The 12,301-nt window shown below is 64.9% G+C and carries 10 protein-coding genes; 6 read left to right on the forward strand and 4 right to left on the reverse strand.

From position 1 onward, the window contains the following. The first annotated feature begins 91 nt into the window (after positions 1-91). From LB572_RS01720 to LB572_RS01730, 3 genes are read left to right on the forward strand one after another with little or no spacing between them, the layout of a single operon-like run. Positions 92-1,030, forward strand: a complete 939-nt coding sequence (locus tag LB572_RS01720) for a sugar ABC transporter substrate-binding protein (RefSeq protein ID WP_224666452.1) — start codon at positions 92-94, stop codon at positions 1,028-1,030. 40 nt (positions 1,031-1,070) lie between these two features. Then, complete coding sequence (locus tag LB572_RS01725; RefSeq protein ID WP_140803098.1) at positions 1,071-2,621, forward strand: sugar ABC transporter ATP-binding protein; 1,551 nt, start codon at positions 1,071-1,073, stop codon at positions 2,619-2,621. Beyond that, positions 2,618-3,631: an ABC transporter permease gene (locus LB572_RS01730; RefSeq protein ID WP_140803097.1), complete on the forward strand. Its 1,014-nt coding sequence runs from the start codon at positions 2,618-2,620 to the stop codon at positions 3,629-3,631. Before LB572_RS01725 ends, LB572_RS01730 begins: the two co-directional genes overlap by 4 nt. 134 nt (positions 3,632-3,765) lie before the next feature. On the opposite strand, the gene LB572_RS01735 is transcribed toward LB572_RS01730, so the two are convergent. From LB572_RS01735 to LB572_RS01745, 3 genes are read right to left on the reverse strand one after another with little or no spacing between them, the layout of a single operon-like run. Further along, positions 3,766-4,488, reverse strand: a complete 723-nt coding sequence (locus LB572_RS01735; RefSeq protein ID WP_224666453.1) for an ABC transporter ATP-binding protein — start codon at positions 4,486-4,488, stop codon at positions 3,766-3,768. Continuing rightward, positions 4,485-6,329, reverse strand: coding sequence for a branched-chain amino acid ABC transporter ATP-binding protein/permease (locus LB572_RS01740; RefSeq protein WP_224666454.1), 1,845 nt, complete (start codon positions 6,327-6,329; stop codon positions 4,485-4,487). The genes LB572_RS01735 and LB572_RS01740 overlap by 4 nt, the downstream gene beginning before the upstream one ends. An 8-nt stretch (positions 6,330-6,337) precedes the next feature. Next, positions 6,338-7,237 carry a branched-chain amino acid ABC transporter permease gene (locus LB572_RS01745; protein WP_224666455.1) on the reverse strand — a complete coding sequence of 300 codons (900 nt, stop codon included), beginning with the start codon at positions 7,235-7,237 and terminating at the stop codon, positions 6,338-6,340. A 593-nt stretch (positions 7,238-7,830) separates the two neighbouring features. On the opposite strand from LB572_RS01745, the gene LB572_RS01750 reads away from it, so the two are divergent. After that, entirely contained in the window at positions 7,831-8,997 is a 1,167-nt protein-coding gene (locus tag LB572_RS01750; protein WP_224666456.1) for an ABC transporter substrate-binding protein, read from the forward strand. A 65-nt stretch (positions 8,998-9,062) separates the two neighbouring features. Here the strand turns inward: LB572_RS01750 and LB572_RS01755 are convergent, their stop codons facing one another. Next, on the reverse strand, positions 9,063-9,935 hold the full coding sequence (locus LB572_RS01755) for an MBL fold metallo-hydrolase (RefSeq protein WP_224666457.1): 873 nt from the start codon (positions 9,933-9,935) through the stop codon (positions 9,063-9,065). Positions 9,936-10,274: 339 nt separating this feature from the next. Between LB572_RS01755 and LB572_RS01760 the strand changes: the two genes are divergently transcribed. Beyond that, on the forward strand, positions 10,275-11,252 hold the full coding sequence (locus tag LB572_RS01760) for an ABC transporter permease (protein ID WP_224666458.1): 978 nt from the start codon (positions 10,275-10,277) through the stop codon (positions 11,250-11,252). A gap of 31 nt (positions 11,253-11,283) precedes the next feature. Continuing rightward, positions 11,284-12,288 (forward strand): sugar ABC transporter substrate-binding protein, encoded by a 1,005-nt coding sequence (locus LB572_RS01765; RefSeq protein ID WP_224666459.1) that lies wholly within the window; start codon positions 11,284-11,286, stop codon positions 12,286-12,288. Positions 12,289-12,301 lie beyond the last annotated feature (13 nt).

The following is a 12,301-nucleotide window of genomic DNA, read 5'->3' on the forward strand; positions in this document are numbered from 1 at the left end:
CCGATGTCCCGGCGCCCCTGATCGGAGTCCGAGGAGAGGAAACGGTCGGCCCGCCATGGGCCGGCACCAACGGGAGAGGAGGATTTCCCAGATGAAAAGGCTTTTGCTTGCCTTACTGACCGCCGGAACGATGATCGTTTCAACCGCAGTGCAGGCGCAGGACCACAAGACGCTCGGCATCGTCGCGCTGCTGGCCAACGATGCGCTCAACATTGCGGTCATCGGCGGTGCGACGGATGCCGCCAAGGCGGCCGGCTGGGACGTCAAGGTGACCGACACCCAGGCCAGCGCCGATCAGGCCAACGCGGCGATGAATAACTTCGCGGCCCAGCACGTCGATGCCATCTTCGTGCTGGCTTTCGCCAGCAGCTCGATCGGCTCCGGCCTGGCGGCGGCGCGTGACGCGCACATCCCTGTCGGCACCTGGGGCGGCGAGATCGTCCCCGGTATCGTGGCGACGACCAGCGGCCGGCAGGTCGGCGACGATTCAGTGAAATACCTTCTGGAGAAGGCCGGCGAAAAGGCCAATGTGCTGGCTATGACCTTCCATCCGGGCAAGCTTTGCATCGACCGCGGCGTAGCCTTCGACGAAGGCGTCAAGGGCAAGTCGGACGTCAAGGTGGACTACAGCGAAGTGGTCGCGCCCGGACAGGTCCAGTTCGGCAACGCCACGGCCGCGGCCTGGCTGACCGCGCATCCGGCCGGCGGCGACACGCCGCTCGCCATCTGGTCGTGCTGGGACGAGCCGATGCAGGGCGCCGTCGCGGCGCTGCGCCAGGCTGGCCGCACCGACGTGACCACCGTGTCGATCAACGGCAGCGCCCAGGCCCTGCAGCTGGTCAAGGAAGGCGACATGACGGCCACCGTCTGGCAGCCCGCCTATCAGGAAGGCAAGGAAGTGTTCCAGGCCATTCTCGACTCTCAGAAGGCCGGCGATTCCTGGCAGCCGAAGACCATCGAGATCCCCGGCGTGGTGGTGACCAAGGACAATGTCGACAAGTTCATGGCCGAACATCCCAATGGCATGTGAGACCTGCCGGTCGGGCCGCTCCGTGAAACGGAGTGGCTAGGTGTCGGCGACCGCTTCGGCCGCCGACGCATGGATGCGCATCCGTGGCCTGACCAAATCCTTTGCGGGAGAACTTGCGCTCGACCGCGCCGATCTCGACATCGAGCGCGGCCGGGTGCACGGCCTTGTCGGCGCCAATGGCGCCGGCAAGTCGACGCTTATTCGTTGTTTAGCCGGCGTCACCAGCCCGGACCAGGGCAGCGTGATGATCGCGGCCAACGAGCTTCAGATGGGCTCACCACAGGCGTCGGAACGCGCCGGGCTTGCCTTCATCCATCAGGAACTCAACCTGATTCCGCATTTCAGCGCCCTGCAGAACATGCTGCTTGGCGCGCCGAAGGCGACGCGGTTCGGCATGATCGACTGGAAGCGCTCGGGCGTCGCGGCGCGCGCCGCGGCCGAGCGCGTCGGCATCCGTTTTCCGCTCGATACCAAAATCTCGGAGCTGTCGGTCGCCCAGCGCTGGCTGGTCATGATCGGCAAGGCGCTCACGCGAGACGCCAGCATGATCGCCATGGACGAGCCGACAGCCTCGCTCTCCGAGCCGGAAAGCGAGCAGCTCTTCGCCATCATCCGCGACCTTGCCGCTCAGGGCGTCGCCATCCTCTATGTGTCGCATCGGCTGGAAGAAGTGCTGCAGCTCTGCGACAGGATCACCGTGCTGCGTGACGGCCGCATCGTCAACGAGGCCGAGCGCGGCGCGCTGGACAAGAAGGGATTGGTCCGCGCCATCATCGGCCACGCCATCCGCACGCCGGACGAGCGCGACCGGCTTGCTGCCGACCGCAGCCGGCAGCCGGTCTTTTCCGCGCGCTCCATTGCCTGGAAGCAGGCGGTGAAGGATGTGAGCCTCGATCTCTACAAGGGTGAGGTTTTGGCGCTGGGCGGGCTGGTCGGGGCCGGCCGCACCGAATTCGCTCATCTCGTCGCCGGGCTCGCTCGCCCGGAGGTCGGCCATTTCGAACTGGACGGCAAGCGGCTCCACGTCGCCAACCCGTCCGAAGCGGTGAAAGCGGGCATCGCGCTGGTGCCGGAAGAGCGTCGCTCGCAAGGGGTGATGCTGCAGCAGTCGGTTGCCTTCAACATCAACATCTCGACGCTGAAGCTGCTGCGCAGCGTGCCTGGTCTTCCGTTCCTGTCCGACGCCAAGAGCCGACGGCAGGCGGAAAGCCTCGTTGCCCATCTCGGCATCAAGACGCCGGGCGTCGCCGCCAAGATCGCTGGCCTTTCCGGCGGCAACCAGCAGAAGGCGTTGATCGCGCGCTGGCTGAATGCCGGCACCAGGCTTTTGATCCTCGACGAGCCGTCGCGGGGCGTCGACGTCGGCGCGCGCGAGGAGATCCACGACGCCATCCGCGCGCTTGCCCGTTCCGGCGTCGGCATCCTGGTGATTTCCTCCGACGTGGAGGAACTCACGCTGCTGGCCGACCGCGTCCTGGTGATGCGCGAGGGCCGCATCACCGGCGAACTCACCGGCGCCGACATCACCGAAGCGCGCATCATCGAGCTCAGCTATCAAGACGCGCATGACGATCAAGGAGAAGCCGCATGACGGCCGAGACTGTGCCCGTGGCAAAGGAAGCGCCGCAGCCCCGCAAATCCTCGTGGAAGCGGACCGCGTTGATCGGCCTGTCGCGCTACGGAACGATCATCGGGCTGCTGCTGATGGTGCTGTTCTTCTCCATCAATGCCCCCGGCATTTTCCTGTCGCGCGCGAACTTCCTCAACATCCTGAGCCAGGCCTCGCTCACCGCGATCATCGCCAGCGGCCTGACCTATACGTTGGTCGTCGGCGAGTTCGATCTCAGCATCGGCTATGTCGCGAGCTTCGTCGGCCTCATCGTCACCGGCCTGATGGCGTATGAGGGCTTTCCGATCTGGCTGAGCATCGCGTGTGCCCTGGCTCTCGGCTCGGGGATCGGCATCCTCAACGGCCTGCTCGTCACCAAGGTCAGGATCAATGCGGTGATCTCCACGCTCGGCATCGGAACGATGCTGACGGGCATCGGTTTCACCTACAGCGCCTTTCCGATCGCCACCGGCATCCCGCGCGCCTTCACCGACATCTCGCTCGGCCGGATCGTCTTCGGCCTGCCCAACCCGGTGATCATCATGGTCGTGGTGTTGCTGGCGCTGTGGACGGTGCTCAACAAGACCGATATCGGCCAGAAGATGCAGGCCGTGGGCAGCAATATGGAGGCTGCGAGGCTCTCGGGCATCCGCGTCGACCGCATCAAGATCTTCGCCTTCGCCACCGCCGGCTTCTGCGCCGCGCTCACCGGAACGCTGCTGTCGTCGCTGCTCGGCAGCGGTACGCTGGCCGCCGCCGACGGCTATCTGCTCGACGCCTTCGCCGCGGTGTTCCTCGGTTCCGCCACCTTGCGCGAGGGCGAGTTCCACATCACCGGAACGCTGGTCGGCGTGCTGATCCTGGCGGTCGGCTTCAACGGGCTCAGCATCTTCGGCGCGCCCACCCATTTCCAGCCGATCTTCAAGGGCGGGATCCTGGTGCTGGCCGTCGGCATGTCGGCGCTCGCCCGGCGCTACGCCGCCTCGGCCTGAGAGGCGTAACGTCGACCGAGACAGTCTCGGGCTTTAGAGTGGTTCAGCGTTTCACGGAATCGCCGAACCGCTCTAAGTTTTGTTTTTACGCAATTCCGGACGGAAAACCGCTACGCACTTTTCCTGGAATTGCTCTAGCCGAGATATTTGTTGAGGATCGACATGCCGCCGGAGCGGATCGTCTCCGGCTTCATCTCGTCGACGATCTCGCCATGCGTCATGACATGGAGCCGGTCGCAGACGCGGGTTGCGACGTCGGTGCGCTGTTCGACCAGAAGCAGCGAGGCGCCGCGCTTGCGCAGCTCCAGCATCGCCTTGACCACGATGTCGACGGCGACCGGAGAAAGCGCCACCGAGGGTTCGTCGAGCAGCATGATCTCTGGGTCGCTCATCAGCATGCGGCCGATCGCGACCATCTGCTGCTCGCCGCCGCTCAGGAACGACGACAGCCGCTGGCGATAGGCCTTGAGGACCGGGAAGAGATCGTAGACCGAGGCGAGCAATGTTTGGATGCGGGCCTTGTCGTGCCGCAGATGCAGGGCACCCAGGAGCAGATTGTCCTCAACGGACTGGTCGAGGAACAGGCGGCGTCCCTCGGGCGCGATCGCGGCAAGCCCGCGTGCGATGCGGTGCGTGGGCAGCGCCGAGACGTCGGTGCCGCCGATCCGGATCAGGCCGCGCCGCTGCTTGACGAGGCCCATGATCGCGCGCAGCACCGTCGTCTTGCCGGCGCCGTTCGGGCCGAGCAAGGCGACGGCCTCGCCCTTGCCGACGCTGAGCGCCACGTCGCGCACGATATCGAAGCGGCCGTAGCCGGCGCTCAGCGAGTTGATTTCGAGAGTGGGCTGCTCGCTCATTCGCCGAGATACACCTGTCTTACCACCGGGTCGGCGCGCACTTCGTCGGCCGAGCCGGTGAGGATCACCTCGCCGGCGTTGAGCACGGTCACGCGATCGCAGAGCGGGAACAGGAAACGCGTCTGGTGCTCGATGATGATCATCGTCACGCCCTGGGTTTTGAGATTGGCCAGGATCGCGGCCAGATGCCTGACCTCCTTGGCGGAAAGTCCGGTCGCCGGCTCGTCGAGCACGATGATGTCCGGCCCGGCGACGCAGACCGAGGCGAGCTGGGTCAGTTGCTCGATGCCGTGCGGCACGTCCGCCACCTGCCTTGCCGTCCAGTCGCCGGCGCCGACGAGGCTGAGAGCCTCGCTGGCGCGGCGTTGCATGGCCGCGAGATCGCGCCGGCCGGAGGCAAGCATCGGCCAGAGCGGCGCGCGGCCGACGATGCGCGGCACGCGGTCGAAGAGCCCGACCATGACGTTCTGCGTCGGCGTCAGTTCCTTGACCAACTGCGCGGCCTGGAAGGTGCGCCGCAGTCCCAGCCGCGAACGGCTGCTCGCTGGCATGCCGTCAACGCGCGTGCCCTTGAGCAGGACCTCTCCGGCATGCGGCGTCAGGCGCCCCGATATCACATTGGCCAAAGTGCTTTTTCCCGAACCGTTCGGGCCGATCAGTCCGTGTATGTGGCCGCGGCGGACGGCCAGGTCGACATTGCGCAGCACCTTCGGGCCGAGCCCGTAGCCGAATTCGATACCCCGGCATTCCACGATGACCTCGGAGTCTGTCGGCGAAGCGGGCGAGGCCGCGGTGGCGGGCGCGGTGGGCATGGCTTCGGCCGAGGCGGCTTCCGCGGCCGGAGCAATGCCGCCGGCGCGCCGGGCAAGCGCGCGCCGCGCGATACCGACGACGCCGTCGGGCAACAGCGTGATCGCCAGGATCGACAGCGCTCCGTAGACGATCTCCTGCAGCCAGGGATTGATGTTGACGACATTCGGGAACATCGAGACGAACATCGCGCCGACGACCGGACCGATGCTGGTGTTGATGCCGCCGATCAGCACCATCACCAGCACGTTCAGCGACACTGACCAGTCGAACTGGCTAGGAGAGACAACGCCGAGGAAGGAAAAGAGCCAGCCAGCCCCTCCGGCCATCGCCGCCGAGACGCTGAAGACGCCGACCTTGATCGCCGCAGTGCGGGCACCGGCTGCCTCGGCGAAAGGCTCGGCGTCGCGGATCGAAAGCAGGATCGGGTAGAGCGGCGAATGGCGGATGTTCCAGACCAGGCCGAGGCAGGCGAGCAGCGCCAGCATGATGCACCACACCAAGGGTGTGCCGAGCCATTCCAGGCTTGCCGGGAAATCCGGGAAGGCCGGGCCGAGCAAGCCCTGCAGGCCGCCGGTGACGGTGACCATGTCGGTCGCCAGGACCGTCAGCACCAGCGTGAAGATGAAGGTGGTGATGGCGAAGTAGAGGCCACTGACCCTGAGCGACATCGCGCCCACAGCCATCCCGATCAGCCCCGTCGCCGCCAGGACCAGCGCCAGCAGGCCGAAGGCGTTCCAGCCATAGTCGTTGGCAAGGATCGTCGTCGCGTAGGCGCCGATCCCGAAAAAGCCTCCCTGGCCCAGTGAGTAGAGGCCGAGCATCCCGGCCACCAGGTCGAGGCTGATGGCGAGGATGCCGAAGACCGCGGCCACCAGCACCAGGCTCTGGAGGCCGAGGTCGGTGTGGGCGACATAGGCGGTCGCCGCCAGATAGGCGATCAGGACGGCGGCCAGCCCGGCGGCGCGCCAGCGGCCGATGCGAAGCCTTGGAGCGGCGGTGCCCGACTGAGTATCGAATGCAGGGGCCATGCTCGACCTCAGCCGCGCGTCACGGCCACCCGGCGCGGGCGAAACAGTGGATTGCTGGTGCTGAACAGGCCTTTGGGCGAGACGATCAGGATGAGCACGAGCACGATGAAGGGAAACCAGTCCGAAGCCTGCGAATTGATCAGCGCGTTGGCGCCTTCGGCGCAGACGCCGAGCAGCAGGCCGCCGAACATCGCCGCTATCGGCCGCTCGGTGCCGCCCCCGATCATCATGGCGATGAAGCCGTAGGTGCCGAACGTATCGCCGAGATAGGGATTGGCGAAGGTCGAAGGTCCGATGAGCAGGCCTGCGATCCCGGCGTAGATGGCGGAGATCGCGAAGGCGACGATGGCAACGATAGTGGTGTTGGCGCCGATGGCCGACGCCATCTCGGGGTCGGCCGCCGTCGCCATGCCGAGCTTGCCGAACAGCGTGTAGCGCCGCACGATCTCGAAGCCGGCGGCAAGCACCGCGGCGGTGACGATGGCGAGAAGCTGCTGTGCGGTCAGCACCGCGCCACCGATCGGCAGGCTGATGCCGTTGAGGATCGGCGGGAAGGCTTGCGAGGTCGGGCCCCAGATATAGGCGGCCGCGTTTTCCACGATCACGGCGAAGCCCAGCGTCGACACCAGCCAGCCGAAGCTGAAGCGGTTCGACAAAAGGATCGGCCGCACCGCGATGACATAGGACAGGATGCCGACGATGCACGAGCACGCCAGGCCGGCAAGCGCGGCCAGCCAGACCGGATAGCCGGAAGAGGCGAGCTCGGCGGTGACCATCACGGTCACCATCATCAGCTGGCCCTGCGCGAAATTGATGATGCGGGTGACGTAGAACGAGATCGCGAGCGCCATGCCGATCAGACCGTAGATCGATCCTATCGCTACCCCGCTCAACACGAATTGCAGCACTGGTGGCTTTCCCCTCTCCTCCGGCCGGCGTCGCCTCCTCAGCCGGCTTGATCGCCTCGCGGGAGACGCTTCCGTTGGATAGCCGCCCCGGTTCATCCGTGAACCGTCGGGCCGGGGTTCCATGTCGCCCCGGGTTTCATACCGAATGTCCAGCTCTGGCATGCTGCGCCGGTACCAAAATACCTAGTCGAAAGTGACAGTCCGGAAATAGCTGATGCGAGTGACATAACAGCTATGAGCGCAGCGATTGGACGGCGTTTCGGAGCGTTGAAACGCGGGGCGACGAGGCCTGCCCGGGACGTGCCTTCATGCGCGAAGAGATCAAGCCAATTTGGCATAAAAAGTAAATAAAAATAATGAGTTAGACCGAGAATCGAGCTTCCTTACGATCGCGTCGGCGATCGTGCTCGGCGGGTTTCTGCAGCGGCGTTTGGAAGGTCGCGGAACCGGTTCCGGAGCGCTGGCGCTCGCGTTGACAAGGCCGGGCAACGGGATAGCAAAATTCGAGACCGAGAGGGCGCGGGAAGCGCAGGGCAAATTGAGCGATCGGGTTGTCGGTTCATGCCCACCGATCGCAGGGAGGAAAATCAAACATGAGAAAACTCGCGACGACTTCCGCGATGTTGCTGGCCACGACGGCTTTCTGGGGGCTCGGCGTTCAAGCCGGCGCCGCGGATGAATATCTCATCGGCCTGATCGCGGGAACGACCGGCGCCTATGGTTCGACCGGCGTCGCCACCGTGAACGGCTCGCAGATGGCGGTCGATGAGGTCAACGCCGCCGGCGGTGTCGATGGCCACACCTTCAAGCTCGACCCGCATAACGACAATGCGTCGGCCACGCTGTCCGGCCAGCTCTATGAAAAGCTGATGTCGCAGGGCGCGATCGCCATCGCCGGTTCGCCGGATACGGGCCCGGTCACGGCGCAGCTGGCGCAGCGCCACAAGTTCCCGACCATCGGTGTCGTCGACGATGGCGGCCTGACCGTCAATCCGGACGGTCCGACCAGCCCGCCCAATCCGTGGGTCTTCGACTTCGGCCTCAACACCTTCGCCTGGGGCGAGAAGATCGGCCAGCATGCGCTCAAGCACTGCCCCGACGGCCTTGCGGTGCTGCATGATCCATCCACCTATGGGCAGGGCGGTCTGTTCGGCATCCAGCTTGCCTATGACAAGGCCGGCAAGAAGATCGCTATGGATCACGCGATCACCGAGAACTGGTCGACGGGTGCGACCGCCGGCCTGATGCCGGAGGTCAACGCCATCAAGGCGGCGGGCATTAAATGCGTCGACGTCTGGCTGACGCCGCAGGATCAGGCCGCCTTCGTGCAGGACCTGCATTCGATCGGTTATGACGCCATCGTCTACGGCAATGACGAAACCAATGCCGACGACACCTACTCGAAGCTGGCCGGCGACCTTGCCGACGGGACCATCACCGCGATGCTGACGACAGAGCTGCATCCGGGTCCGGAACTTTTGGCGTTCAAGGACGCCTACAAGAAGAAGTTCAACGTCGATGCCACGCCGTTCTCGGCCGGCGCCTATGACAGCATCAAGATGCTGGCGCAGGTCATCAAGGACGTGAAGTCGACGAAGCCGGAAGACCTGCAGAAAGGCTTCAACGCGGTCCAGGGCTTCAAGGGCATGACCGGCACCATCGGCTTCACCGAGCAGAGCCACATCACCATCACCGCCGAGCAGGTGACGTTGGTCAAATACGACGCAAAGAGCAAGACCTGGGTCGAAGTGACCGACTGATAGTTCTCGCGAAACGGATCGGGGCCGGTCCTATCGGGCCGGCCCCATTTTTCCGTGTCCGTTTTCTAAAGCTGAACCAGCCAGGCTTCCGGCACCAGCCGGTAGCCCGCGCCAGCCTTCACCAGATGCGCGAAGCCGGGAAGGTGCAGGTGCCCGCCGGTGACGAGCAGCCGCTCGTTGGCGACATGCTCGAAGATCTTGCACCGGTTTTCATGCGCCAGCGCTTCGTCGACGTCGAACTCGCTGGTGACCTGCGGCCGCGGAATCTGGATCTCCGGCACATGCACCGTGTCGCCCCACATCACCAGCGTCTCGCCGGCCGAGTCGAGCTGATAGCCGCTATGGCCGGGCGTATGTCCAGGCAGCGGCAGCTGCCTGATGCCCGGCACCACGTCCCCGCCATTCGTCGGGCGGAAGCGGCCCCGATATGTCGTCAGCAAGGCATCCGCCGAGCCGGCATAGGGCACGGCCGCCGCCGACTTTCCGCGCTTTTCCGGATCGGACCAGAAGTCGAGATCGTCCTCGTGCACGATGATCTCGGCACGCGGGAAGAGCGGCTTGCCGGCCGTGTCGATGAGGCCGCTCGAATGGTCGGGATGGATATGCGTGAGCAGAACGGTATCGAAGTCCGCGGGCTTGAAACCGGCGGCCTCGAGATTCTGCGGCAGCAGCCCCATGGAATAGACCGTGGTCGATCCGCCGCCGGCATCGACCAGGACGGTGTTCTTGCCGGTCTCGATGACGAAGGCATTGACCGTCAGGCGCGGCTCCGTATGGCGGAACTGCTCGCGCATCAGGCCCTCCATGTCGCCGCGCTCCGTTCCGCGCAGAATGGCCACGCTGATATCGAGGAAACCGTCATTGATGACGGTGATCATGGCATCGCCCACTCGGCGTCTGTAGACCCCCGACGTCTGTTTGCGCGGCTCGTCCGTCATCATTTCCTCCCGGTGTAAGGGGCGCCTTAGCGCCCCCGTCTGTCGGTCAGCAGTTTTGCGTGATTGGCAAGGAGGAGTGAAGCGACGAGGCTGTACGGAATCCGGATAACAGCTATGGCGCTTATCGCATGGCAGGCCTTGCCGAACGCGTCCGGCCTTCTGCTCCCAAAGCTCCACCCAATGCCGCGCGCTATGCCCGATCCGACATGAAACATAACTGATATTCTCTGAGCGGATATGTCTTGAGCCACCCAAAAAGGGGATGGTCGCCCGGAGGAAAAGCAGGTCGCGAAGGGGGTTCGCGACCGGGCCGAAAGGCCTGGTTCGGGAGGTGGCGCAATGGCCAAGGCGCGGTTGTCGCAGGAGGGCGTGGTGTTCGCGCTCGCCGTCGCGCTGTTCGTGGTCTTTGCCGCCACGCTGAACAATTTCCTGACCGCCGGAAATTTAATCGCACTGGTACGCAGCGTCTCCATCCTCGGCATATTGGGCCTCGGCATGGGGCTGGTCGTCATCGGCCGCGGCATCGACCTTGCCATGGTGGCGACCATGGTGGTGTCGCTGTCCTGGGTGCTTTCGATGGCGCAAGCCGGCACGCCCTTCGACACGGCTCTGGTCTACGGCGCCTTGCTGGCGTTGGCCATCGGCCTGGCAAGCGGCATCCTGATCGCTTACGCCGACATTCCCGCCATCTTCACGACGCTTGCGATGGGCCTTGTGATGTATGGCTCGGGACGAGCCTTCCTGTTCCAGATTGACGTTCAGAATTCGCCTGCCGGCGTCGCGTGGTTCGATGCCCTCGGGCAGGGTGCTTTCCTTGGCCTGCCGATGCCGATCGTCGCCTTCGCGGTCTTGGCCGCGCTGGTCGCGCTCGTGCTCATGCGCACGCGCTTCGGCCGGTTCGTCTACGCGGCCGGCGACAACGCGCTCGCCGCACGCATCACCGGTCTGCCGCTGCGCCCATTGATCGTGGCGCAATATGTGATCAGCGCCCTGATCGCCTTCCTTGCCGGCGTGGTGATGGCCGCTGCCGTCTCGGGAATGAGCACCCGCGTCTACAACTCGACGATGATCTATGACGTGCTGCTGGTCGTCGTGCTCGGCGGCATCAGCCTCAGCGGCGGCCGCGGCAGCGTGCGCAACGTGCTGGTCGGAACGCTGCTGGTCGGCGTGCTCCTCAACGGCATGACCATCCTCGACATCACCTACACGATGCAGAACCTCATCAAGAGCCTGATCCTGCTGCTCGCCATCACGGTCGATAGCTTCATCAATCCGAGGGACGAGCAGACTTCGCAACAGAGCCAGGGCGACATCTGAACAGAGCTTGCAATCTCAACGGGAGGAAACCATGAAATTCAGAAGTATCCTGGCGGCCGGGCTCATGGCGCTCGGGCTGGTCAGGGCCGCTCACGCCGATGACGGCCTCGACAATCCGTCGCGCAATCCGTTCTATGACGGTCTCAAGGGCAAGCGCGTCGTCTTCATTCCGCTGGCCATGGGCTTCGACCTGACGGAAGGCTGGGCGGCGATCATGCGCAAGCAGGCGGCCGACCTCGGCTACACGCTCGAGATCCGCGACCCGAACTGGAGCACGGATGCCGGCACGCGCGCGCTGACGGCGCTGATCGCCGAGAAGCCCGACCTGATCATCGCCCACAATCCGGACGTCCAGTCCTATGCGCGCCTGCTGAAGCGCGCCATGGACGCCGGCATCAAGGTGGTCCAGCTCAACCTGGAATCGGTCGTGCCGACCGACGCCTATGTCGGCGCCGACTGGTCGCGCGTCGGCTATATCGAGGCGAACGCGCTGGTGAAGCAGTGCGGCACGGGATCGGGCAAGTCTGGCAAGATCGCGATCATCCGCGGCCAGCCCACCGCGGCCTCGGATCTCTATGAGCTCTATGCCTACAAGCAGACCTTCGCCAAGGACCCGGCGATCAAGATCGTGTCCGAGCAGGCCGCCCAGTATGATCCGGCCAAGGCGCGCGCCATCATGGAAACGGTGCTGCAGCAGCATCCCGACCTCTGCGGCGTGATCGGCAACTGGGACAACCAGGATGTCGGCGCCGGCGCTGCCATCCAGGCGGCGGGCAAGGCCAACGACGTCTATGTCGTGACCTCGGGCGGCGGCAATCAGATCGGCTGCGACAACATCGAGAAGGGGCTTCTGGACCTGATCATCAGCTATGACGTGCCGCTGCAGGGCAACGCGATCAACCAGCAGATCGTCCAGACGCTGCTGTCGTCCGCCAAGGCCGGTGAATCGAAGACCTCCTACTACACGCCGCTGACGCTGCTGACCAAGGACAATATCGGTCCGCGCACCTGCTGGTCGCTCGACCAGTTGAAGTGAGCCGGGGCAAGTC

The sequence above is a fragment of the Mesorhizobium sp. BH1-1-5 genome (assembly GCF_020165615.1).
In the GTDB taxonomy this organism is placed as follows: domain Bacteria; phylum Pseudomonadota; class Alphaproteobacteria; order Rhizobiales; family Rhizobiaceae; genus Mesorhizobium.